Source organism: Rhodospirillales bacterium, from assembly GCA_023898765.1.
GTDB lineage: Bacteria > Pseudomonadota > Alphaproteobacteria > Micavibrionales > Micavibrionaceae.
The window spans coordinates 1,738,531-1,762,639 of record CP060238.1 but is presented as its reverse complement, the minus strand read 5'-3'; the positions used below and the strand labels follow the sequence as shown (position 1 = coordinate 1,762,639).

General features: G+C 54.0%; 24 protein-coding genes and 1 tRNA gene. 14 read left to right on the top strand and 11 right to left on the bottom strand.

Annotated elements, in window-relative coordinates:
• Positions 1-4: 4 nt before the first annotated feature.
• The 4 genes from H6853_08665 to H6853_08650 all read right to left on the bottom strand — a co-directional run bounded on the left by H6853_08665 (position 5) and on the right by H6853_08650 (position 4,313).
• On the bottom strand, positions 5-1,897 hold the full coding sequence (locus tag H6853_08665) for a 1-deoxy-D-xylulose-5-phosphate synthase (protein USO03577.1): 1,893 nt from the start codon (positions 1,895-1,897) through the stop codon (positions 5-7).
• Between the two features lie 203 nt (positions 1,898-2,100).
• Entirely contained in the window at positions 2,101-3,000 is a 900-nt protein-coding gene (locus tag H6853_08660; GenBank protein ID USO03576.1) for a hypothetical protein, read from the bottom strand.
• 138 nt (positions 3,001-3,138) lie between these two features.
• Positions 3,139-4,050, bottom strand: a complete 912-nt coding sequence (locus H6853_08655) for a polyprenyl synthetase family protein (protein ID USO03575.1) — start codon at positions 4,048-4,050, stop codon at positions 3,139-3,141.
• A 17-nt stretch (positions 4,051-4,067) separates the two neighbouring features.
• Entirely contained in the window at positions 4,068-4,313 is a 246-nt protein-coding gene (locus H6853_08650; protein ID USO03574.1) for an exodeoxyribonuclease VII small subunit, read from the bottom strand.
• A gap of 160 nt (positions 4,314-4,473) precedes the next feature.
• Here H6853_08650 and H6853_08645 point away from each other — a divergent pair, with 160 nt between their 5' ends.
• Positions 4,474-4,632, top strand: a complete 159-nt coding sequence (locus H6853_08645) for a hypothetical protein (GenBank protein USO03573.1) — start codon at positions 4,474-4,476, stop codon at positions 4,630-4,632.
• Positions 4,633-4,650: 18 nt separating this feature from the next.
• Here the strand turns inward: H6853_08645 and H6853_08640 are convergent, their stop codons facing one another.
• Positions 4,651-5,223, bottom strand: a complete 573-nt coding sequence (locus tag H6853_08640; GenBank protein USO03572.1) for a hypothetical protein — start codon at positions 5,221-5,223, stop codon at positions 4,651-4,653.
• Between the two features lie 82 nt (positions 5,224-5,305).
• Here H6853_08640 and ispH point away from each other — a divergent pair, with 82 nt between their 5' ends.
• The 4 genes from ispH to H6853_08620 all read left to right on the top strand — a co-directional run bounded on the left by ispH (position 5,306) and on the right by H6853_08620 (position 8,089).
• Complete coding sequence (ispH, locus tag H6853_08635; GenBank protein ID USO03571.1) at positions 5,306-6,262, top strand: 4-hydroxy-3-methylbut-2-enyl diphosphate reductase; 957 nt, start codon at positions 5,306-5,308, stop codon at positions 6,260-6,262.
• 12 nt (positions 6,263-6,274) lie between these two features.
• The gene (locus H6853_08630; protein ID USO03570.1) at positions 6,275-7,072 is read left to right on the top strand and encodes an ATPase; all 798 of its coding nucleotides are present in this window, start codon (positions 6,275-6,277) and stop codon (positions 7,070-7,072) included.
• On the top strand, positions 7,068-7,502 hold the full coding sequence (rnhA, locus tag H6853_08625; protein USO04652.1) for a ribonuclease HI: 435 nt from the start codon (positions 7,068-7,070) through the stop codon (positions 7,500-7,502). The genes H6853_08630 and rnhA overlap by 5 nt, the downstream gene beginning before the upstream one ends.
• Before the next feature lie 143 nt (positions 7,503-7,645).
• Positions 7,646-8,089: a hypothetical protein gene (locus H6853_08620; protein ID USO03569.1), complete on the top strand. Its 444-nt coding sequence runs from the start codon at positions 7,646-7,648 to the stop codon at positions 8,087-8,089.
• A 146-nt stretch (positions 8,090-8,235) separates the two neighbouring features.
• Here the strand turns inward: H6853_08620 and H6853_08615 are convergent, their stop codons facing one another.
• The 5 genes from H6853_08615 to H6853_08595 all read right to left on the bottom strand — a co-directional run bounded on the left by H6853_08615 (position 8,236) and on the right by H6853_08595 (position 14,760).
• Complete coding sequence (locus H6853_08615) at positions 8,236-10,218, bottom strand: PBP1A family penicillin-binding protein (GenBank protein ID USO03568.1); 1,983 nt, start codon at positions 10,216-10,218, stop codon at positions 8,236-8,238.
• 52 nt (positions 10,219-10,270) lie between these two features.
• Positions 10,271-10,804 carry a GNAT family N-acetyltransferase gene (locus H6853_08610; GenBank protein ID USO03567.1) on the bottom strand — a complete coding sequence of 178 codons (534 nt, stop codon included), beginning with the start codon at positions 10,802-10,804 and terminating at the stop codon, positions 10,271-10,273.
• Positions 10,805-10,834: 30 nt separating this feature from the next.
• Positions 10,835-12,229 carry a magnesium transporter gene (gene mgtE, locus H6853_08605; protein USO03566.1) on the bottom strand — a complete coding sequence of 465 codons (1,395 nt, stop codon included), beginning with the start codon at positions 12,227-12,229 and terminating at the stop codon, positions 10,835-10,837.
• Between the two features lie 22 nt (positions 12,230-12,251).
• A complete protein-coding gene (locus H6853_08600) occupies positions 12,252-14,570 on the bottom strand; it encodes an NADP-dependent malic enzyme (GenBank protein USO03565.1) in 2,319 nt (772 codons plus the stop codon).
• A gap of 103 nt (positions 14,571-14,673) precedes the next feature.
• Positions 14,674-14,760: transfer RNA gene (locus tag H6853_08595), tRNA-Leu, on the bottom strand.
• 61 nt (positions 14,761-14,821) lie between these two features.
• On the opposite strand from H6853_08595, the gene lipB reads away from it, so the two are divergent.
• Together lipB and H6853_08585 are read left to right on the top strand one after the other, a co-directional pair.
• A complete protein-coding gene (gene lipB, locus H6853_08590) occupies positions 14,822-15,451 on the top strand; it encodes a lipoyl(octanoyl) transferase LipB (GenBank protein USO03564.1) in 630 nt (209 codons plus the stop codon).
• A gap of 73 nt (positions 15,452-15,524) precedes the next feature.
• Positions 15,525-16,199: a hypothetical protein gene (locus tag H6853_08585; GenBank protein USO03563.1), complete on the top strand. Its 675-nt coding sequence runs from the start codon at positions 15,525-15,527 to the stop codon at positions 16,197-16,199.
• Here the strand turns inward: H6853_08585 and H6853_08580 are convergent, their stop codons facing one another.
• Positions 16,200-17,057 carry an N-formylglutamate amidohydrolase gene (locus tag H6853_08580; protein USO03562.1) on the bottom strand — a complete coding sequence of 286 codons (858 nt, stop codon included), beginning with the start codon at positions 17,055-17,057 and terminating at the stop codon, positions 16,200-16,202.
• Positions 17,058-17,165: 108 nt separating this feature from the next.
• Between H6853_08580 and serS the strand changes: the two genes are divergently transcribed.
• From serS to secF, 7 genes are all read left to right on the top strand, one after another.
• Positions 17,166-18,476, top strand: coding sequence for a serine--tRNA ligase (serS, locus tag H6853_08575; GenBank protein USO03561.1), 1,311 nt, complete (start codon positions 17,166-17,168; stop codon positions 18,474-18,476).
• Between the two features lie 27 nt (positions 18,477-18,503).
• Positions 18,504-19,172, top strand: coding sequence for a protein-L-isoaspartate(D-aspartate) O-methyltransferase (locus H6853_08570; GenBank protein ID USO04651.1), 669 nt, complete (start codon positions 18,504-18,506; stop codon positions 19,170-19,172).
• The gene (locus tag H6853_08565; protein ID USO03560.1) at positions 19,169-20,191 is read left to right on the top strand and encodes a peptidoglycan DD-metalloendopeptidase family protein; all 1,023 of its coding nucleotides are present in this window, start codon (positions 19,169-19,171) and stop codon (positions 20,189-20,191) included. The genes H6853_08570 and H6853_08565 overlap by 4 nt, the downstream gene beginning before the upstream one ends.
• Before the next feature lie 42 nt (positions 20,192-20,233).
• Positions 20,234-21,091 carry a hypothetical protein gene (locus H6853_08560; protein USO03559.1) on the top strand — a complete coding sequence of 286 codons (858 nt, stop codon included), beginning with the start codon at positions 20,234-20,236 and terminating at the stop codon, positions 21,089-21,091.
• A 128-nt stretch (positions 21,092-21,219) separates the two neighbouring features.
• Complete coding sequence (gene yajC, locus H6853_08555) at positions 21,220-21,540, top strand: preprotein translocase subunit YajC (GenBank protein ID USO04650.1); 321 nt, start codon at positions 21,220-21,222, stop codon at positions 21,538-21,540.
• Positions 21,541-21,550: 10 nt separating this feature from the next.
• Positions 21,551-23,116, top strand: coding sequence for a protein translocase subunit SecD (secD, locus tag H6853_08550; protein USO03558.1), 1,566 nt, complete (start codon positions 21,551-21,553; stop codon positions 23,114-23,116).
• Between the two features lie 9 nt (positions 23,117-23,125).
• Positions 23,126-24,052: a protein translocase subunit SecF gene (gene secF / locus H6853_08545; protein USO03557.1), complete on the top strand. Its 927-nt coding sequence runs from the start codon at positions 23,126-23,128 to the stop codon at positions 24,050-24,052.
• Positions 24,053-24,109: the final 57 nt, after the last annotated feature.

The following is a 24,109-nucleotide window of genomic DNA, read 5'->3' as shown; positions in this document are numbered from 1 at the left end:
ACGGTTATTGGAGGATCGTTTTCACAATATCCCGTGCGGTGAGTTGTGCCTGTTCATATTGTTTTTCGGGGGCGTTATGATCCTGAAATTTATCGGGCAGGTGCATCGTGCGGACTTTGAGGTTTCCCCCATTCTTTTTAGAGTCCAGAAGGCCCTCGCGGGAGAGAAATTCCAGCACGAAACTGCCAAAGCCGCCGACAGATCCTTCTTCAATCGTGACGAGCGTTTCGTGGTTTTTCGCCAGCGCGCGGATTAAATCTTCATCCAGAGGCTTGGCAAAACGCGCATCGGCAATCGTGACGGAGGCGCCTTTGGCTTCCAGCATTTCGGCGGCCATTTTGCATTCCTCAAGGCGGGTGCCGTAAGAAAGCAGCGCGATATCGCTTCCTTCTTTAACGACGCGGCCTTTCCCGATCTTGAGAATTTCCGCCTGTTCCGGCAGTTCCAGACCGACTCCTTCGCCGCGCGGATAACGGAAGGCGATCGGGCCGTCATTATAAGCGGCGGCAGTGGCCACCATATGCACCAGTTCGGCTTCATCCGAAGGGGCCATTAAAACCATATTCGGCAAGCAGCCCAGATAGGCGGTGTCAAAACTGCCCGCATGGGTCGCGCCATCGGCCCCGACCAGCCCGGCCCGGTCAATGGCAAAGCGCACCGGCAAATTCTGAAGGGCGACATCATGCACAAGCTGGTCATAGGCGCGCTGCAGGAAGGTTGAATAAATCGCCGCAAAAGGCTTAAAGCCTTCGGCGGCGAGCCCCGCGGCAAAGGTCACTGCGTGCTGCTCGGCAATGCCGACATCAAACATGCGGCCTGGAAATTCCGCCCCGAATAAATCCAGCCCCGTGCCGTCGGGCATCGCCGCCGTGATTCCCACGATTTTTGGGTCTTTGCGGGCCTCCTGAATGAGGGCTTTGGCGAAGACTTTGGTGTAAGGCAGGCGGGCGGATTTTGGTTTATGTTGACTCCCGGTAACAATGTCGAATTTAGCGACCCCATGCATTTTGTCCGCCGCATTTTCTGCCGGATGATAGCCTTTTCCCTTCTGGGTGATGACGTGAATCAGGACGGGGCCGGAGCTTTTGTTATCGCGTACGTTCCGCAGGACGGGCAGCAGATGATCCAGATTGTGCCCGTCGATCGGACCGATATAGTAAAATCCCATTTCTTCAAAGAGCGTGCCGCTGCCCATCGCCATGCGGGCGCTTTCTTCCGCCCGTTTGGCAGCATGGCGGAGGGGCGGTGGTAACATTCCGGTCATTTTTTTACCCATTTCCCGCGCGCTGATATAGGGACGGGAGGACACAATCTTTGTCAGGTGGCGGCTGAGCGCGCCGACGGGCGGGGCAATCGACATATTGTTGTCGTTTAGAATGACGATCATTTTGCTTTTGGCCGCGCCCGCATTGTTCATGGCCTCGTAAGCCATCCCGGCAGACATGGCGCCGTCCCCGATCACGGCGATGATGTTGTTGGTTTTGCCGCTCAGGTCGCGCGCGGCGGCCATTCCCAGCCCTGCGGAAATAGAGGTGGAGCTATGGCCTGCGCCGAAGGGGTCATAAGCGCTTTCGCTGCGCTTGGTAAAGCCGGAAAGTCCGCCGCCCTGCCGCAATGTATGGATGCGCTCGCGCCGCCCGGTGAGGATTTTATGGGGATAGCATTGATGCCCGACATCCCAGATCAGGCGGTCTTCGGGCGTGTTAAAAACGGCATGGATGGCCGTGGTGAGCTCAATGACGCCAAGACCCGCGCCCAGATGCCCGCCGGTTTTGGAGACGGTTGCAATGGTTTCCGTGCGCAGTTCATTCGCAAGCTGCTTGAGCTGCGTATCGTTAAATCCGTGCAAATCGGCCGGAAGGCTGATCCGGTCCAGAAGAGGCGTTTGACTCTGCATGTTCTGAGAGCCTTCAACAGTTTGAAGCTGCACTTTTGTCATGGAGGCTATTTAAACCATTTGACGGTGTAAAAAGCCAAGGTTTTTCTTCAAAGGAGGTTTTGTCGAGGTGTTCTTTGCCTGAGAATACGGAAACCTGCCCGTCAGGCGCGCAAAACGACGAGCGTCAAAATCGTCAGAGCGGTTTAATAGAAAAGATCAGATCAAGAAGGAAACATCCTGGCTGCCAGAGTATGATTAAAATCATGGCTTTTTTCCATGTCGACAACATGTTTCGGCACAACCACCATGACAGGAATTCCCAGTTCTTCCCTTGTTGTATAAATACGTTGAAAAGGAACCGTCGCTTTTCCTTGCGCCTCTTTTTCCGATAACTCAAACCCCATCGGATCAACCAGCAATCCAAAGTCATCGAGAGAAACACAAGAAGAAGCACGTTCTAAAAACTCCCTAACCTTTGGCAGTACCGCATCCCTGTTACGTCTGCCGTACGTAGAAAAAGTTTTGCGGATAAGCTCTTCTATCTCCGTATTTATACTGACGGACATTTCTGCAAGAAACAGTTTCAGCAAGTGTTCCTGTAACCTGTTGCGGGTTCCATCAAGATTCTCGCTATGGAACAAAATATTATGCCCGGAAAAACCGTGCTGCGTTTTTAAGACATCTTTTTGTAAGCTATCCCCTTCTAACGCAACTGTCAGTTTTTGCCGGGACACCAATCTGGCCCATAAGACGGCATAACATGAAGAGTTTGCACTCCCTTCAAAAAATTTCCGCATACCGGGCCCTTGATTAACAATTTCAGGAATACGCCGACTGTTGCTGAAAAGAAGCTTGAAACGGGTATCCTCATTGTATCTGTCCGGAGACAGGTCCACATCAGGTTCCGGCAATCTATTAACGAGGGTTTTCAGATGTTCCAGCGTCGCAGCCATTGAATCCTTAAGCTTTGACCGGTATCGCAGATCAGCGGCAATATACTGCATTTGCCTCACCATGAGATCAAACGCCGCCTCTATTTCCTTATTTGTTGCCGTATTGCCGTTGCTGCAAGAGTGACTGTCTTTGGTAAGACGCTTTGTAAAAATCTGTTTTAAAAGCATACTCTTGCCTCTTATTTTTTATATTACATAATTTATAACATGCGTCTTACCAAAAAGCTATCGACAACATAGTAGAGAACCCTAATATACTGTCGAGAGTTTTTTTTAGAAGAGTTTGTTTTTTATGTCAACTGCTTATTAAGCGCGGCGTTCCAGCACATACATTGCCAGTTCCTTGAGCATTTCCGCCCGCCCGTCGAAAAGATGCAGGTGCCGGATGGCCTGGTGCACAAGCATTTCGGCGCGCGCTTTGGCCTGTTCTTTTCCCATCGTGGAGACGAAGGTGGCCTTGCCGGATTTTTCATCCTGATTCGCAGGTTTTCCCGTTTCCGAAGGGTCTGCTTCCACGTCCAGAACGTCGTCCGTGACCTGAAAGGCGAGCCCCAGATCATGGGCATAGCTGCGCAGGGCGCGGCGGTGCGGCTCATCCGAGCGCCCTAAAATGGCCCCGGATTCGCAGGCAAAGGCAAAGAGCGCACCCGTTTTCATGCGCTGCAGGCGGCTGATGGTGCCCAGATCAAATTCGTTTTTCTCCCCGATCAGATCGAGCATTTGTCCGCCGACCATGCCGTGGCCTCCGGCGGCCAGCGCAAGCTGGTGCACCAGTTCAATCCGGACATGGGGGTCCGGGTGGGTTTCGTTGTCGGACAGGACCTCGAACGCCAGCGTTAAAAGCGCGTCGCCGGCTAAAACGGCCGTTGCTTCGTCATACTGGATATGAATGGTCGGTTTTCCCCGCCGAATGGGGGAATTATCCATGGCCGGAAGGTCGTCATGGACCAGGGAGTAGCAATGCATGAATTCCAGCGCCGCAGCGACGCGCCGCGCCCGGGCCGGGTCCACATTGAACAGCAGCGCCGAATGCATCACCATGAAGGGCCGCAGGCGCTTTCCGCCGGCCAGAACGCCATAACGCATGGCGTCGTAAAGACGGTCTTCCGCCAGATCCGTTTTGGGCAGCAGCCTTGAAATTGTTTTCTCAACGGTCGCCGCCGTTTCGTCCATCGCGTCCTGCAGCCGGGGGGAGGCGTCTCTTGGGGAGGGGGCCATTTTTTTCTATCTCCGATTTATTGTTGTATATCAGAGGCTTCGACGGATATTTTTCCGTCAGGCCCAACCGTTATTTTCTCGATTTTAAGTTGTGCTTCATGCAGCTTTTTTTCACAATGTTTTTTTAAAGCCGTTCCGCGTTCATATGCGTTAATGGATTGATCCAGCGTCACTTTTCCGTCTTCGAGGTCGCGAACAATCTCTTCCAGCTCCGCAAGGGCCTCTTCAAAGGTCATTTTTTCAACGTCACTGTTTCCGCTCATCTGAAGCAACTCTTTTTTAACTTTAAGACGGGTGAGTGTATGTCAGATAAGCTTATTTCTCAAGGCTGATCGTCAATCTTTGCAAAACAAACCACACAAAAACTATGTATAATAATAGGAGGTAAAGAAGAAAATAAGCGTATTTTATAAGGAGGGATCAATGGGTAGAGAGCAAAAAGTAGAAACGCAAAACAACCCGTTGAAAAGTATGAGTTTTTTAGCGTGGCGCGTATCAAAAGCAAAAGAAATGCAGCAGCGGAAGGAAATAAACCGCAGCCTGTTCGGGCGTGATCGTCAGCGCGGCGCAACGCAGCATTAAGCGGCTTTCCATCTTTACTTACTTTCCGGCCCTGTTATAGGCCAGTTGTTCCTCGGCCAGTTGAAACCCGATCAGGATCGTGTAATCCGGCAGGCTGCCGTCTTCATTAAGAGGCATGCGCTGCGTGATGGTGTCCGTCCGGGAGATTTCGTTTTCTTCCGCCCCGTATGATACAGAAGCCGCGAAAAGTTCTTTTGCCAGAATGTTCCCGTCCGGGCCGGACACGGCAACAAAATAGGGAAACGCGTAGCTGGGCTTGTCCGTCTCGCGGATGCGGGCTTTGGGACCAAGCCTGCCGTCAAAGGAAATATCAAGCCTGACGGCCAGTTCTTCTTCCTTATAGGTGCAGTGCCTTTGTACGCTGCGGATACGCAGGCGGGAAATTTCCGTTTTAGGGGAAGGGTTGGACAGGTCGGGAAATTCGACGATCTCCTGTAAGTCCGGCGTAATTTTTGCCGGCGGACAGGCAGGCGGCCCGAACAAAGGGGATGTGCCGGCATCGGCTGTTTGCTGCTTTTGACCGGCATGTTCCAGTGTTTGACAGGCGCATAACGTCAGCAGGCCGAAAAAGGAAAGGAAAAGCCGTTTCATGGGGAAAAGACTACTGTGAGAGGTAGCGCAAAACAAGGCTTTTCACTGGATTTTGAAGAAGCGCTCTTGTAAGAAGAACCTGATGACGAAACCGCCCTTGAACATCCTTCTGGCCGCGCCGCGCGGTTTTTGCGCCGGTGTGGACCGCGCAATCCAGATCGTTGAAAAGACGCTGCAGAAATACGGCGCGCCCGTCTATGTGCGTCACGAAATTGTCCATAATAAATTTGTCGTCGAGTCCCTGCGGGCCAAAGGCGCCGTTTTTGTCGAGGAACTGGATGAAATTCCCGATGATGGCGCACCGGTTGTTTTTTCGGCTCACGGGGTGCCGAAATCCGTGTCGGAAAAAGCGCAAAAGCGCAAAATGTTTTATATCGATGCAACCTGCCCGCTGGTGAGTAAGGTCCACAAGGAAGCCGAAAAACATTTCAACGAAAAGCGGCAGATTGTTTTGATTGGCCATGCCGGGCACCCGGAAGTCGAAGGCACGATGGGGCAATTGCCGCAAGGGGCCGTTATTCTGGTGGAAAAGGTCGAAGATGTCCGGCAGTTGAAGGTGGAGCATCCCGACCGGCTGGCCTATTGCACCCAGACAACCCTGTCGGTCGATGATACGGCGCAGATCGTCGCTGCGCTTAAGGAGCGTTTTCCGAAAATTGCCGAGCCGCATAAAGAAGATATCTGTTACGCTACGACAAACCGGCAGGCGGCTGTCAGGGAAATTGCCCCGAAGGTGGATGTCCTGATGGTGATTGGCGCGCCCAATTCTTCCAATTCAAACCGCCTGGTGGAGGCCGGTAAAAATTACGGTTGCGGGAAAACGTTGCTTGTCCAGCGCGCCGCCGAAATTGATTGGGAAGCTCTTGGAAAGATGGAAAGTCTCGGTTTAAGTGCGGGGGCGTCCGCGCCGGAAGTCCTGCTGGACGAGGTGATAGATGCGGCCAAAGAGCGCTTTGAGGTGCGCGTGAAAGAGCTCGCTATCACGCAGGAAGATGTCGTTTTTAATATTCCGCGTGTGCTGCGGGAAGAAGTGGCTTAAGAAGGTTTGGTTATGCCGATTACGATTACAGAATTCAACGACATATCGCACAAGGTTATCACCCTGATGGGAATGTCCGGTGTGGGAAAGACCTATCTGTCTACGATGCTGGCGGGGCAGGGATGGAAGCATTATTCCTGCGACTACGAAATCGGTACGCGCTATCTGGGCGATGAAATTGTACGCACCCTTTCGGCTGCAAGGGGAGAAAGCGTTCAAAATGAAATTACGGCGGAAAACTTATCCATGCTGTCCGAATATGTCGGCAGGCTGGGGGACCCCCGAAAAGGCGGCCTGCCTTTGGAAGAGTTCAAACGCCGCCAGCAAAAATATTTTGAAGCGGAATGCCGGAGTCTCAGCAAGTTAAAGGAGGTCGTGCAACAGGCCCATCAGGACGGCTTTACAAGCGTGGTGAACGATTCAACGGGAAGCCTTTGCGAAATAGACGATAAAACGCTTCTGGACAGCATCGATGAAAATTCGTTGATTGTTTACATCAAGGCCAATGCCGAAGAGGAAAAAGAAGTTTTAAAACGGGCGCAGGACTACCCGAAACCTCTGTTCTTTTCACCGGAGCGGTTCGATTTCTGGCTCGAAGAATATCAAAGCGACAGGAATATCCGTGACGTGGAAGAGATGGATCCGGACGATTTTTCCCGCTGGGTTTTCCCGCGCCTGTTCGAAAACAGGCTGCCGAAATATCAGCGCATCGCGGATAAATACGGCACGACCATCCCTTCCGAAGCCTTCCAGAATATCGCGAGCGAGAAAGAATTTCTGAAGGTCATCGTGGACCATCTTGAGGATTGACGTGCGGATTCAAATTTACACCGACGGCGCATGCAGCGGAAATCCCGGTCCGGGCGGCTGGGGCGTTTTGATGCGCTGGAACGGGCACGAGAAAGAACTCTCCGGCGGGGAACCGGAAACAACTAACAACCGCATGGAAATGACGGCCGTGATTAAGGGGCTTGAAGCGCTCAAAAAAGAAAGCCGTGTGGCCCTGTATACGGACAGCAAATACGTCAAGCAGGGCGTCGAGGAATGGCTGGCCGGCTGGAAAGCGCGCGGCTGGAAAACGGCCGCGAAAAAGCCGGTCAAGAATCAGGACCTTTGGGAGCGAATCGATTCGCTTCTGGCCGTGCATGAGGTCGAGTTTCACTGGGTCAAAGGCCATTCCGGCCATGTTGAAAACGAGATTGTGGATAAGCTGGCAGTCGCAGCGATTCCAAAGGCTTAAAAGTTTCTATTCACAGAAAATCCACAGCTTATCCACAAACCGGATTGGCGCGTTAAGGTTCCGTTAAGAGATCCTGAACACAGTGGTAGTGAGAAACTTTTTCCTCGGTTTCCCCGCTTATGAATGAAAGGAGATACTTCGATATGACAGAGCATGTCCTTAAGAGCAACGACAACAAAAAACACCGGAACAATCATACGGTGCTTCCCATTCCCCTCATTGAAAACGGCGCCAGAATGGAGATGGAAATCTATACCCGCTTCATGCGGCATTTGCGGATGGTGCCCAACAGCCGCACGGAAATCAAAGTTCTCTCCGCGATCCAGTTCACCGCCGACATGATGGATTTGACGGATGCGCTGGTGGCCAAAACGCTGGTGGATATGGGGCTGTACGCGCCAAGGCGCGCTTTTCCCGCCAGCTATCTGGAGCATGTGGACCGCAGCCTGATGCGCAGCGGGTGGGAGGTCGGTGGCCCGAGCGCCTCCACGCTGGCGCTGAAAAAACACTGGGATAAAATCGGGGAAGACCGCTTTGCCGCCTTTCGCCGGGAGTATCCGAAAGTGGAAGAGCCGGCGACGGTTTAGGTTTTTTAACACGAAGCACTTGAAGCTTTCACGAAGACCACAAAGAAGAAAAAAGCGCAGCAAAGCTGCGCAGAAAAGAGGATTCATGTTCTTCGTTTGGCTTCTTCATCTTCGTGTTAAAAACAGGGTAGAAATAAAGAGGCAGATCAATCGTTAAAGTCCCATTTATGGCGCCCGAGGGGGGTATAGTCCTCCCCTTCGGGCGTGTTTCTTTTCGACAGGCCGGACCCGCCTTCTCCCTCTCCGAGCAGGCGGCCCATCAGATCGTGGAAACTGAAGTCCGAGGAAACGTCCGTGTAGCTGCCGTAGGAGCGGGCGCGTTTTTGCGTGGCTTTGGTCATGATCTCCCGCCACACCCGCGCGGGCGTCGCGCCGCCTGTGACCCGCTTCATGGGGCTGTTGTCGTCATTGCCGAACCAGACGGCTGCCGCATAGCGGTCCGTAAAGCCGATAAACCACGCATCCCTGAAATCCTGGGACGTGCCGGTTTTCCCTGCGGCGATATAGGGCCCTTGCGCGCCGCGCCCCGTTCCGTTTTCCATGACGGATTGCATCATGGTGGTGAGGTCATACACGTTTTGCCGGTCTGCAACGCGGCGGATCTGGTGGTGCGCCGGGCGTTCATAATAGACTTTGTCTTCGCTGTCTTTAATGCGGATGATAGAGAAAGGCTCGACCGCCATGCCCCCGCGTCCCAAAGACGCGTAGGCTGTGGCCATCTGGATGACAGGGACGCCGGAGCTTCCCAGCGCCAGACTTAAGTCGGGCTCAAGGTCGGCGGTAATGCCAAGCCGCCGGGCCATGCCGATGACGGCGGGGGGCTTTACCTCACGCATCAGACTGATCGCCACGGTATTGAGGGAATAGGTAAGGGCTTCGATCATCGTGACTTCGCCGTAATATTGTCCGCCGTAATTTTTGGGGCGGTAACGGCCTGTGGTGATTTCTTCGTCTACGATGGTATCGTCGATTTTCCAGCCTTGTTCCAGCGCGGTCAGATAGACAAAAGGTTTGAAGGAAGAGCCGGGCGGGCGCAAGGCGTTTGTGGCCCGGTTAAATTCGCTCATCCCGTAATCCCGTCCGCCAACCATGCCCACAATGGCCCCGTCCAGCGTCATCACGATCGCCGCCCCTTGTCCGATATCTTTTGCCGCCCCTTCAAGCAGCAGGGCCTTGGTGATCGATTCTTCCGCTTCTTTCTGGATGTCTTTATCCAGTGTGGTTTCGATAACGAGGTCCTGCGTGACAGGGCCGATAAGGTCTTCGATCTGGGCCACGATATAATCCGTGAAATAGCGGATTGTCTCGCCGCTGGAAGGTTTTTTATGCGGAGACGGCGGCAGGTTGTTGAGCTTGTCGACTTCCGCCTGTTCAATAAATCCGGCCTCGACCATGGCGTTCAGGACCACTTTTGTACGCTGGGCGGAGAGGACCGGGTTGGCGCGCGGGGAATAGCGCGAAGGCGCCTTGAGAAGGCCGGCAAGCGTGGCGGCTTCCCGCAAGGTGAGTTCCTGAACGGTTTTGCCGAAATAGACGCTGGCGGCGGCTTCAATGCCATAAGCGCCGGAGCCGAGATACACGCGGTTGAGATAGGCGCTTAAAATTTCGTCTTTGGTCAGTTTGTGTTCCAGCCAGATGGCAAGCATCGCTTCCTGAATTTTGCGTTTGAGCTTGCGTTCCCGGCTGAGGAAAAGGTTTTTGGCGAGCTGTTGCGTAATGGTCGAGCCGCCCTGCACAAAGCCGCCTTTGATAATATTTACCGCAAAAGCGCGCGCGATGCCGATCGGGTCGATGCCGCTATGCTCGTAAAAACGGCGGTCTTCCGTGGCCAGAACCGCATAGACGACATGCTGCGGGATGTCTTCAACCGTGACGCTTTTGCCTTTGATATCGCCGTAACGGTCTAAAACGGTGCCGTCATTGGCTTTGATAATAATCGTTGGGCGGCGCTCAAAGACCATATCTTCGGTAATATCCGTGAGTTCCTGCGCATAAAAGACCATCAACCCGCCCAGAAACAGGCAGGCCCACAACCCCAGCACAATTCCCCATTTCAGGAGTTTGAGCATGAGACGTCCGAGCAGGCTCCGTTTTCCGTTGTTTTTTTTCTTTTTGGTTTTTTTGGCCATGGGCGCTAGAGGTAAAGGAAAATAAAGGCAGAAAAAAGGACTTTATCCGGTTTCAGGTGCAGTCAAGCCAGTAACGCCGCATGGCGGGAAATTGTTCCGTTTCGCTTGTTTCGTCTTCGAATTTTCCCCCACAGGATTCGATGATCTTGATCCCGGCCGCATTGTCGGGCGAAACGGTCAGGAGCGCCTTGTCAATGCCGAGATAATTGATGATGGGGATCGCTTTTTTCAAAATCTTTTTACCGAATCCTTTCCCGCGGATGGACGGGCGGATGACAAAGTGAACATGGCCGCCCCATTTTTCCAGATGCCAGTTCAGGCGGTGACGAATATCGACGGTGCCCAGATAGTCTCCATCCTTGACCATCCAGACGACGGTTTCGCGCACGGGCTCCACCCAGTCCTGATAGGGCTGGTGGGGGTAACCCTTTTCGGCGCGCAGTTCCTTGATGAATTGGTCGAAATTGGCGTTCAGGCGGGCAATATCCTGATAGAGGTAGCGCTTTTCGGCGTGGTACTCTTTCAGGGCTTCCAGATAACTGTCTTTATATTCGGCCAAAGGACGGATTAATTTCGACGCGGTCATGTCACATTACCTCACAGGTATTAGAGCGTACTAAATTAAGAACACAGACGCCAGCCCCAGAAACCCGAAAAAGCCGACAATATCCGTAACGGTCGTCAAAAAGACGGTAGAGGACAGGGCCGGATCGCTTCCTATCCTGTGTAGAAAGACAGGAATTCCTGCGCCGAAAATGCCCGCGACGACAAGATTTATCATCATGGCGCTGGCGATAATCACGCCCAAAACGGGACTGCCGAACCAAAACCCGGCGATCCCGCCCATCAGAATGGCAAAGCCCGCACCGTTAAGCGTGCCCACAAGCGTTTCTTTCCAGAGGACGCGCAGCATATTCGTCCCGGAAAGTTCTTTCGTGGCCAGAGCGCGCACAGCCACCGTCAATGCCTGCGTGCCCGCATTCCCGCCCATCGAAGCCACAATAGGCATCAAAATGGCCAGGGCGACAATCTGTTCCAGCGTGGCATCAAAAAAGGAAATGACAACGGAGGCCAGAATGGCCGTGAGCAGGTTTACAAAAAGCCATTTAAACCGGCTGCGGGTGGTCGAAAGAACCGCGCGGTAAAGGTCGTCGCCTTCCACACCCCCGAGCTTTAGGATGTCTTCGTGGTGTTCTTCGTCGATCACGTCGAGGACATCGTCAATGGTAATGACCCCGAGGAGCCGCCCGTTGAGATCGACAACCGGCGCCGAGGCCAGATTTTCCCGCCGGAAAATATGCGCCACTTCTTCCTGGTCCATATCGGCGGGAACCGTGTGCAGCGTATCCAGAGTAAGGTCCTGAATTTTTACGCTTCGCGGGGAACGGACAAGACGGTTGAGCGGGATTTCCCCGATAACATGATAGGCCGGGTCGATGACGATCAGGTCGAGGAAATCCTCCGGCAATTCCTCGGCCGCCGCGCGCAAATAATCGATCGTTTTCCCAACTGTCCAGAATTGCGGGATGGCCACATATTCCCGCTGCATCAGGCGGCCGGCGGACTCTTCGGGAAATGTCAGCCCTTCTTCAATGGCAATCCGGTCCTGCCGGGACAGCTTGCGGAGAATTTCTTTTTGAAAAGCGGGATCAAGGGTTTCGATGATATCCAGCGCATCGTCACTCTCCAGTGCCGAGATAATATAGGCAACCTTTTCTGCGGGCATCTCGGAAAGCGCCGCGCGCTGAAGTTCGGAATCCAGTTCCGAGAAGACGTTCGGATCAAAGTCCTGCGCGTATTTTTGAAGAAGCGCGTTCCTGTCTTCTTCGTTGACCTTGTGAAGCAGGTCGGACGTGTCCGCAATGCTCAGGTCATGGATGTGGGCTGTGAGTTCCTCCGTCTGTTCTTCGTGTAGCTCATCAATAATTTCCGCGATGGTTTCATCGCTCAAACCGATTTCGTCAATGGCTTCTGCAGGAGGTGTTTCAGAAGAATTTTTGGTTTCTACCATCTTTTTTCTCTCTTTTCATTTTTTAAAGGGAGACTTTTTTAAGCGGTTCTACTTTCTTTTCTTCTTCTGCCACCTGGGCCTGAACACAGGCCAGGGCGGTCACGTTGAAAATGCCGCGCGGCGTAACGGCAGGCGTCAGGATATGGGCCGGTTTGGAAACCCCCAGCAGGAGGGGTCCCAGAGGAATGCCGTCTCCGAGAATTTTGACGATATTGAAGGAAATATTTGCCGCCTCCAGATTCGGCATGACCAGAAGGTTCGCCTGTCCGACCAATGTGGAGTTCGGCATCAGGATTTTCCGGATATCCTTGGACAAAGCCGTATCGGCGTTCATTTCCCCGTCAATTTCAAGGCTGGGGTCCCGTTGCTTGATATCACGGCACGCCGCGCTCATTTTAGAGGCGCTTTCGTCGTTGTAGTTCCCGAAATTGGAGTGGGACAGGAGGGCAACTTTCGGGACGATTCCAAAGCGCCGGATTTCTTCGGCTGCCATAAGCGTCATTTCCGAAATTTGCGGAATGCTCGGGTTCGGGTTGACGTGCGTGTCGCAAATGAAGAAGGTTCCTTGCGGCATAATCAGGGCGCGCAAAGCCGCCGCCGTTTCCACGCCGGGTTTCAGGCCGATCACGTCAATAACGGGTTTCATATGGTCCATAAAGTTTCCAACGCATCCGCAGATCATGGCGTCCGCCTCTCCATTGTGCACAAGGAGGGAGCCGATAACGGTTGTGTTGGTGCGTACCACATTTTTCGCCATGGCCGGAGACACGCCCCGGCGTTCGGTGAGGGACTGGTATATATCGCAATATTTGTTGTAGCGGCGGTCATCCTGCGGATCGACGAGTTCGAAGTCTTTGTCAACCTGTATGGGAACCCGCATGCGCTTGATCCGGGTTTCAACGACCTCGCGCCGTCCGATGACGACCGGTTGCGCAATGCCGCCATCCAGTACAAGCTGCACCGCGCGCAAAACGTGCGTTTCCTCTCCCTCGCAAAAGACAACGCGCCGCGGGTCCGTTTTGGCCCGGGCATAAATCGGGCGGATAACCATGGCGCTGCGGGTAAAGAACTGGCGCAGTTTTTCACGGTAGGTCTCAAAGTCGTCAATGGGGCGCGTGGCGACGCCGCTTTCAATGGCAGCCTTGGCGACGGCAATCGGAAGATCGGTCATCAGCCTTGTGTCGAAAGGTTTAGGGATAAGGTATTCGGGGCCGAACTCCAGATTTTCATCGCTGTAAACGGAGGCGACTTTTTCCGTCGGTTCCCGTCTTGCGAGTTCCGCAATGGCCTTGACGCAGGCAATTTTCATTTCCTCATTGATGGCCGTGGCGCCAACGTCCAGCGCGCCGCGAAACAGGAAAGGAAAGCATAAAACGTTGTTGACCTGGTTGGGGAAATCCGAGCGGCCCGTGCAAATCACCGCGTCGGGTTTTCCCTTGCGGGCTTCGTCGGGCATAATTTCCGGCGTGGGGTTTGCCAGCGCCATGATAAGCGGCGCATCCGCCATTGTCTTGACCATTTTGGCATCCAGCATATTCGGGCCTGACAGTCCCAGGAAAATGTCGGTGCCTGAAATTGCGTCTTTGAGTTCGCGCGCGTTGGTGTCCACGGCATATTTTTCTTTATATTTGTCCATGCCGTCTTTGCGGCCTTTGTAAATAATGCCTTTTCGATCGCAGACCGTGATGTTGTCTTTGGGCATGCCCAGACTGACCAGCAGGTTCAGACAGGCCAAAGCTGCAGCGCCCGCGCCGTTGGCCACCAGTTTGACGTCCGTAATTTTTCGCCCCGTATATTCCAGCCAGTTCAGGATGGCGGCGGAGGCGATAATCGCCGTGCCGTGCTGGTCGTCGTGGAAGACGGGAATGTTCATCCGTTCCCGCAGCCGTTTTTCAATTTCGAAACATTCGGGAGCCTTGATGTCTTCGAGGTTGATGCCGCCGAAGCTCGGTTCCAGGCGGGCGACGGTATCGACAAAAGCTTTCGGATCTTTTTCCTCGATTTCGATGTCAATCGCATCAATGTTGGCGAATTTTTTGAACAGGACGGCCTTCCCCTCCATCACGGGTTTGGAGGCCAGCGGTCCGATGTCGCCCAGCCCCAAAACGGCCGTTCCATTCGTAATGACGGCCACAATGTTGCCGCGGGAGGTGTAGTCCAGCGCTTTTAAAGGGTCTTTTTCAATTTCTTCGCACGGCGCAGCCACGCCGGGAGAGTAGGCCATCGCCAGATCATGCTGCGTCGTGAGCGCCTTGGTCGGGGCGACGGAGATTTTTCCCGGGGTGGGATGTTTATGATAGTAAAGGGCGTTTTCCCGAAAATTGGCTTCTTTTTTTGTCATGTCCTGAATGCCCCTTTGGAATATGTTGCCGGCGAAACCAGAGCGGTCCGTTCCACGCCGCAGTCTACGTGGCGCCCTTAATTTTAAATATAAGGAAACAAAATGGTGCGGCCGAGAAGACTCGAACTTCCACGGGATTTCTCCCACAAGATCCTTAGTCTTGCGCGTCTACCAGTTCCGCCACGGCCGCACTTCATTTTGCTCCACAAGATGTCTAGCCAAACTTGGCCGGAAGGTCAATAATAGCCTTCATGTCTGCCCAGTGGAAAATGTCGCAAAAGCCGGTGGCGTATGAAGAGGCGCTCCGGGAAATGGAAGCGCGCGTGGAAGATATCCGCAGAAAAGGCGCTCCGGATATGGTCTGGCTTCTCGAACACCCTCCCCTTTATACCGCCGGCACCAGTGCCCGGCCCGAGGATTTGCTGCAGCCGCGTTTTCCCGTTTTTGAAACGGGCCGGGGCGGGCAATATACGTATCACGGGCCGGGGCAGCGCGTGGGATATGTCATGATGGACCTGAAAAAACGCCAGTCCGCCCCCGACATCAAGGAATATATCCGGCAACTGGAAGAATGGATTATTTGCACGCTGGAGGTTTTCGGCATTCAGGGCGAAAGGCGGGACGGGCGCGTCGGGATATGGGTGGTAAAGCCGGGTGGCGCAGAAGCCAAAATTGCGGCCATTGGCGTGCGGGTCCGGCACTGGGTGACCTATCACGGTTTTTCGATCAATCTCAATCCGGATTTGTCTCATTTTGACGGCATCGTCCCCTGCGGGATAAGGGCGCACGGCGTGACCAGTTTCGAGGATTTGGGCGTAAAAGCCCGTATGGACGAACTGGACGGGGCCTTGCAGGAAAATTTTGACAAGGTTTTTTCTTGACGGGGGAAAGTGTTATGGATTAGATAGCAAAATTATCCATAATATTTTTTTGTCTCACATAAGGAGAACATCTATGGCCGACAGTCCCCGGTTTATTGTAAGCCCGAATCAGGAAAATTCCGGTCTGCGCGTGATGGATATGGATGGCAGATACGCGCTGCCTCATGTGCAAAAAGATTTCGAAATTAACCCTTCTTTTCTGTTTGTTTCCGAAAGCTTCCCTTTTACACAGCCTGACAGGAAAAAGCCGGCGAGGGATTACCACTATATCGGGGTGCGGGTCCGGCATCCGGTTGCGGTGGTCGGGATGCTTGTGAGCGGGAGGAAAGAAATCGCCGACTCTACGGGAAAGAAAGGCGATACTGTTATTGCCTTTGACGAAAGCGTGTGCGGCCAGACAGCGATATACAGACAGAACAAAATACTGGCGCCCGGTGATTTGCTGCTTGGCGAGCAGGGCTGTTTGGCCGAAGGCAGGTTTGTGCGCTGGTACGGTCTGGCGCAGGACGACCTGCAGGCAAGCGGCTGGCAGCTATGGCGACGATGTTTTGAAGAGGTGCCGGCTTCTTCCGGATTCTACCAGGTGAGTGACTGCGCCGAGGGATTTTGGGAGCAGCAGGAGAGCATCAGAAAATGGCCGGACATTCTGAGCAGGGTGGCGCATCGGGACGATATTGGGGTACTTGTCGATCTTGGGAAGATGAAAAGGCCCCTGATGTATGCGCGCTGGGCGGGCCTGAACCCTTAATTAATCCGCTGCGATGCGCCTTGTCTGGCTTTCGACATAATCCGCGCAAAAACGGATGAGCTTTTCAATATCTTTTTGGAAGCTTTCAAAAGAGGGGCTTTTTTCGAAAGTCTCTTCGTTCATGTAGAGGGATTTGCAGATTTCAATCTGGAGGGAATGGCGGCCTGCCGCAGGCGAGGAATAGCGCCGGACAAGCTCCACGCCCTTATAGGGGTCGTTAATAGACACGTTGTAACCCATCCTTTTCAGGCAGTCGCGGACGGCATGCGTAAAATCCAGATCGCAGCTTGTACCGCTGCGGTCTCCCAGCACAAAATCCGAAGGGCCTTTGAGCGGGATAGAAATGCTGTGCGAGGCCATGGAATGGCAGTTGATATGCCAGACCTGTCCATACGCGTTATGCGCCTCATCCAGCAGCGTTTCCAGCATGTCATGGTAGGGGCGGTAACAGGTGTCGATCCGGCGCCGGACCTCTTCAACGCTTAAGGCGCGGTCATAGATGGGGATGCCGGGCTTCACCAGACGGTGGATGAGGCCGATTCCGGCATAAGAGCGCACAGAAGGATTTGTTTCGTCCGGCCAGGGCGCGGCCAGGAGTTTTTCATCAATGTCCAATGCGCAGCGGTTGGCATCTATGTAAGAGCGCGGGAAGTTCGCGGACAGGAGCACGGCCCCGGCGTCCGGCGCGGATTTGTAAAGCTCATCGACATATTTGTCTTCTATTCCCGATAGCAGGGCATGGTTGCAAGCGTAATGAAAATCGTCGGGATAAACCGTTCCGCTATGGGGAGAATCAAAGACAAGGGGGACAGGCGGGGTGGAATCGTCCGGTCTTAAAACGTTGAAAACATCTTTCATCCTTCCATTTTAAGCGTGAAGGCTTAAAGATGAGAAGCTTTTAATTTTCGCTTCGTTTCTGCGGTTCTTCGCGTTATGTTCGGGAGATAATAAAGGAAGTGTGAGAAAATGTTTGATATTCGTGCGATACGGGAAAATCCCGGTCATTTTGACAAGGAAATGAGCCGCAGGGGGCTGGAAGCGCAAAGCGCGGTTATTCTAAAGCTGGATGAGGAGCATCGCGCCGTGCAGACCGAACTGCAGACCATTCAGGCGCAGCGGAACGACAAGTCCAAATCCATCGGGCAGATCAAGAAAGAGGGCGGCGACGCGCAGGCCGTGATGGAGGAAGTCGCGGCCCTGAAAACCCGCATGGGGGAACTGGAGGACCGGGACCGGGAACTGGGCGAAAACCTGAAAAAAATATTGTCCGGCATGCCGAACATACTGGGCGCGGATGTGCCCGAAGGCGCGGATGAAAACGATAATGTCGAGGTGCGCAAATTGGGCGAGCCGAAAGATTTCGGCGGGCAGGCCAAAGAGCATTTCGAGATCGGCGAAGCGCTTGGCATGATGCATTTCGAAACGGCGGCCAAGCTGTCCGGCTCCCGTTTTGTGCTGATGCAGGGGCCGCTGGCCCGGATGGAGCGTGCGCTGGCGCAGCTTATGCTGGACACCCAGACGGGCGAGCACGGCTATACGGAAGTCTCCCCGCCGCTTTTGGTGAACAATGCGACAGTGTACGGCACGGGCCAGCTTCCGAAATTCGCGGAAGATTTGTTCCAGACGACGCGGGGGGACTGGCTGGTGCCCACGGCCGAAGTGCCGCTGACCAATATCGTGGCGGAGGAGATCGTCGAGGAAGAAAGCCTGCCGCGCCGCTATACCGCCTTTACGCCCTGCTTCCGTTCCGAGGCGGGCAGCGCCGGGAAAGATACGCGCGGGATGATCCGTCAGCACCAGTTCTATAAAGTCGAAATGGTGAGCATTGTGAGCCCCGAAGACAGCGAGGCGGAACACGAACGCATGACGGGCTGCGCCGAAACCATCCTGAAAAAACTGGAGCTTCCCTTCCGCACGATAGTCCTGTGCAGCGGCGATACGGGCTTTTGCGCGCGCAAGACCTATGATGTTGAGGTCTGGCTGCCGGGACAGGGCCGGTACCGGGAGATTTCAAGCTGCTCCAATTGCTGGGATTTCCAGGCACGGCGCATGAACGCACGCTGCCGCGCGAAGGGGGAAAAGAACACGCGCTTCGTGCATACGCTCAACGGTTCCGGCCTCGCGGTCGGGCGGACGCTGATTGCCGTCATGGAAAATTACTATGATCCGGCAGACGGCGGCGTTTTTGTCCCCGAAGTCCTGAAACCCTATATGGGGGGGCTGGACAAGATTCTTCCAATGACTCACAATAAGCAGGAAATGAAAGCCGCTTCGTAGAGGAAGGGAGCGAACGAACCTGTCTTGATCGCCCGTCAGAATAAAATTATCCGCCTGATTATGGACCTGCGCAAAGCGGGGATCTGCGACGTCGATGTGATGAGCGCGATGGAGCGCGTGCCGCGCGATATCTTCGTGCCCGACGCCATGAAGGATCAGGCATGGGAGGATATCGCCCTGCCTATCGGGCGGGGGCAGACCATTTCCCAGCCCTATGTGGTGGCCGTTATGACGCAGGCGCTGGAGCTGTCGGACCGGGACAAGGTGCTGGAAATCGGGACGGGATCGGGCTATCAGGCGTGCATTCTGGCAAAGCTCGCCCGCCGCGTTTACACGATTGAGCGGCATAAGGCCCTTCTGGAAGGAGCCGAGGAGGTATTCGAACGCCTTGGAATCCGGAATATTACAGCCATTTGCGGCGACGGGATGCAGGGCTGGCCGAAAATAAACGGGATTCAGCAAGCGCCCTTTGATAAAATTATTGTCACCGCCGCTGCAAGGGAAAAGCCGCCGCCGGCACTGCTGGACCAGTTAAAGGTCGGGGGAATCATGGTCATTCCGGTCGGCGGGCCGGGCGCGCAGGTCCTGAAAAAATACAAAAAGGAATCCGAAGATACCTATTCTATTCAGGACATCGCGCCCGTGCGCTTTGTCCCGCTGCTGCCTGACGTGGCACAGGAAGGGGAAGCGGCATGAGAAACGATTTGTCATTTCGAGCGCAAGCGAGAAATCCCGGATACCGGCATGAGATTCCTCCGCGCATTCGCGCGTTCGGAATGACAGTGCTGTTGATTTTACTGGCGGGCTGCTTCGGCACGCAGGCGCCGGCGCCGAGCATCAGTTACGGAACGCAAAAAGGGGCGGGAAGCGCCGGGATTCACACGGTTTTAAGCGGGGACACGGTTTATAATGTCTCCAAACAATATCAATTGCCGATGCGCGATATCATTGTCCTGAATCATCTAAGCCCGCCATACCGGTTGAATGTCGGCTACCGGATGAAACTTCCGCCGCCGAACGAATACCGGGTGCAGTCCGGCGATACGCTCTACGGCGTGGGAAGGCTTTTCGATGTAAGCGTGAACCGTCTTGTAAAACTCAACAATTTACGGCCGCCTTATGTGATTTCGCAGGGGCAGGTTTTGCGGCTTCCTTCGCCTTCCTCTCCTTCATCTTCTCCTTCCTCCCGGTCTTCGTCCCCTAAACGAGAGGGCGGCGCCGCGCAAGCGCAAAGCGTCAAAAGAAACGAAGGCGAAAACGTGGTTCCTTCGAGAAAGCCGGTTTTGCAAAAGGCCTCGGCAGCGCGGCCCAAACTTCCCGACAAAACGCCAAAGCGCTCCGGCAATGCAAAATTCATGCGGCCTGTGGAAGGAACGGTCCTGTCGTCTTACGGGCCGAAAAAAGACGGGCTGCACAATGACGGGATCAATATCAAGGCGCCGCGCGGCGCGCCCGTTCGTTCGGCGGAAAACGGCGTGGCGGTTTATACGGGCAATGAGCTTGAGGGGTACGGAAACCTTGTGCTGGTGCGGCATGAAGGCGGCTGGATGAGCGCGTATGCCCATCTGGATAAAATCCTGATCAAGCGGGGTGATACGCTGCGGCGCGGGCAGTCTTTGGGGACGGTCGGCTCCAGCGGACAGGTGGACAGCCCGCAGCTTCATTTTGAAATCCGGCGCGGCACAAAGGCCGTCGATCCGCAGAAATATCTCTAAATTTTATTGACATAATTAAAATGTTTCTTTATTCCGGTTCGGATGTTTACGGAACAGCAGAAAATATTCAGACCGCATTACGAGCCCCTGAAAACGGCAGAGGTTGCGCAAAAGGCTGTTGATGCGGCATTGCAGATGTTAAGGAAGACGCAGAGTGTCGTTCTGGCTATGGGGGAGGACCATATCAGTTCGGCTCAAAATATCTCGCAGGCCTTGGCTTTGAAGGCTCTCGTTGCGAATAAGGAAAAGGTTACGCTCTTTATGGAACTCCCGCACAATGTTCTTTCCTGGGTTTTGCGTCGTCGAGGGTTTCAAGCGGACCATGTGGCAAAATTGGTGAAGGCGGCGGCTGTCGATAATGCGAATGGACACATGTCAGCGCGCGCTCTTTTGGATAGTGGGCGTTCTTCTTTTGGAGCCACTTTATTGCTCACATCCGCACTTTACCACGACGTCAAAATTGTTTTTGCTGATGCGGCTAGAGAATATACAGACCAATTTGTTTTGGATCTTTCTGATTCCACGACAAGGGAGATTATGAAGGATATAGGGCTTGAGAAGGACAAAATTGAGTGTGCGAAGCCTGACGGGATGGAAGTTCGTAATCGGCATATGACAGGGATTATAAAAAGGGAACTGAAAAAAACGGGCGGCGTAGGAATATTGGCCACGGGTTTCGTACATCTTCATGGGGTTGAGGAGGCACCAAACGTTTGTTTGCACAAAAGGAGCTTGTCAGCCCTCTTTGAAAATGCCTGTATTCCTTCTGTAATGGTCAATATGTGTTCAAATGTAAAATTTCCGCCTGATTACACGGCGCCGGAGAAAACGCAGCGCCATATGTTTCTAAAACCCTGTTTTTCCGCGCCTTTAAAAACCGAAATCAGGGCCTGTTTTTAGGTTTTTGCCGTTTTTTCCCCTCTTGCCTTTGGCGGCGTAGCCGTTATAGTCCGTGTCAATATTCTCAAACCAACGGGGGAAGCATGTTTATTTCAACGGCTTATGCGCAGGAGACCGAAAGCGCGACAATGATCGAAGTTCCGACGCCCGAAGCCGCAGGGGCCGGGACGGTTCCGGGCGCCCAGTCCACCTTTGCGTGGAATATGGGACTGATCGCCATTCTTGTGGTGATGTTTTACCTGCTCTTGATTCGTCCGCAGCAAAAACGGTTCAAGGAGCATAAGGAGATGCTCGACGGCCTCAAAAAAGGCGACAAAGTCGTCACGGCCGGGGGATTGATCGGCAAGCTCGACAAGCTTATCAGCGATGAAGAAGTCCTGGTGGATCTGGGCAACGGCATCAAAGTAACCGCTATGCGCAACACGATCCAGACGAAAGTCGAGAAGTAGCTTCAGCCTCATGGTTTACCTTCCCAGATGGAAAATAATCTTGATTGTCCTGGTGTGCGCGCTGGGGTTCGCCTATAGCGCGCCAAATCTTCTGGGCGAGGGGGGACGCGCATGGGTGAAAAGCGCCTTGCCGTCATGGATGCCGCACCAGACTGTCAATCTGGGACTGGACCTTCAGGGGGGATCGCACATCCTGCTGGAGGTGGATCTTTCCAGTGTCATGAAGGAAAGGACGCAGGATCTTGTTTCCAGTGTCCGGCCTGATCTTCGAAAAGAGAAAATCGGCTATAAACGCATCGGCGCGATTTCCGGCGGGATGCGGCTGACCTTGCGGAACGTGTCCGATGCGGACAAGGCCAAAAAGATTATCCGCGGCGTTGACAGGTCTTTGGAGATATTGTCTTCGGAAGGCGGGATTATTGAAGCGAATTTTTCGGAAGCCGCGATCAAGGATATTCAGGACCAGACGATCGCCCAGTCTATCGAGATTGTCCGCCGCCGCGTCGATGAAACGGGCACCAACGAACCCATCATCCAGCGTCAGGGGGACAACCGGATTGTGGTCCAGCTTCCGGGCCTCGACGATCCGCAGCGGGTCAAGGACCTTTTGGGGAAAACCGCCAAGCTGTCTTTCCATCTTGTGAATATGGAAGCGGGCGCCAAACTGCGCAGCGGCGGCGGCACGCTGGTTTTGCCGATGCAGGAAGCCCCCACACAGACGATGGAGTTGCAGCGGCGCTCTATCATTACCGGCGATATGCTCGTCAATGCGCAGTTTTCGCCGGATCAGAACGGGCAGCCTGCCGTTTCTTTCCGCTTTAACGCCGTGGGCGCGAAACGCTTTTGTGACCTCAGCCGCGCAAACGTTAACCGGCTTTTTGCGATTGTGCTGGATAATGAAATCATCAGCGCGCCGGTCATCCGTGAAGCGATCTGTGGCGGCTCTGGCCAGATATCCGGCAGTTTTTCCGTGAAGGAAGCCAGCGATCTGGCGCTTCTCCTGCGGGCGGGGGCGCTTCCGGCGCCGCTGAAAATTCTGGAAGAACGCACGGTCGGACCGTCGCTTGGCGCCGACTCTGTCGAGGCGGGCAAGATGGCCGCCCTGATCGGGCTTTTGTTTGTCCTGATCTATATGAGCGTGAATTACAGCCTGTTCGGGGTCTTTGCCAGTGCGGCGATGATTGCCAATCTGGCGCTGATTTTTGCCATTCTTTCGGGTTTGCAGGCGACACTGACCTTGCCGGGGATTGCGGGGATCGTGCTGACCGTCGGGATGTCGGTGGACGCCAATGTGCTTATTTTCGAACGCATTCGTGAGGAGCTTCGCGGTGGCCGCAGCGCGCTTTCCGCCGTGGATTCGGGCTTTAGCAAAGCGCTGGCGACCATTATCGATTCCAACCTCACGACGCTCATTGCGTCGGTCATTCTGTATTCCTTTGGGACGGGACCGATTAAGGGATTTGCCGTGACATTGGGGATCGGTATCCTGACATCTTTTTTCGCGGCCATTATGGTGACGCGTTTGATGGTGGTGGTCTGGCTTAGAAACAGAAAACCTTCCGACTTGCCGGTATAGGAGAAAAAAATGAAGGGCTTGAGACTGATACCGGAAGACACGCATATCGATTTTATCGGGCACCGTTTTTTTGCCTATGCGCTTTCGCTGGTTGTGGTGTTTGGTTCCCTGTTTTTGGTTTTTACCAAGGGGCTGAATTTCGGCATTGATTTTACCGGCGGGACGCTCATTGAAATCCGGGTGGAACAGGCGCCTGACCTTGCGGATTTGCGCGGAAACCTGAACAGTTTGTCTCTTGGGGGCATTTCGCTGCAGGAATTCGGGGAGCCTACGGATCTCCTTATTCGTTTGCCGGAACAGCCCGGCGGGGAAGAGGCGCAAAAAGCCGCCATTGAAAAAGTCCGCGTGGCGCTGGATGAAAAGTTTGAAAATGTCGATTACCGCCGCACCGAATTTGTGGGGCCGCAGGTCGGGAAAGAGCTGAAGAAAAAAGGGCTGTATGCCGTTTTGTTTTCCATGCTCGGGATTCTGGCTTACATCTGGCTGCGCTTCGAATGGCAGTTCGGGCTGGCGGCGATTGCCGCTCTTTTACACGATGTGATCGGAACGGTCGGGCTGTTTGCGCTTACCGGGATGTCGTTTGACCTGTCGTCTCTCGCGGCCGTTTTGATGATTGCAGGCTATTCCATCAATGACACGGTCGTGATCTTTGACCGTATCCGCGAGACGTTGCGCAAATATAAGAAAAAGCCCCTGCCGGAAATTTTAAACCGGTCTATCAATGACACCTTGTCGCGCACGATCGTGACGGGCCTGACGACCCTGCTGGCGCTCGTGGCGCTTTGGGCGTTCGGCGGGGAAGTCGTGCGGAGCTTTGTCAACGCCCTGATTTTCGGGGTCGTTATCGGAACGCATTCTTCCATTTTTGTCGCAGCGCCGCTTCTGCTGTATCTGAATATTCGCAAGGCCGGCCCTGAAGAGACATCAGAGTCTTGATTTTAAACAAGAATTGGCAGTACTATCCTCTGTAGTCTTCACAGGTGAGGAACGTTT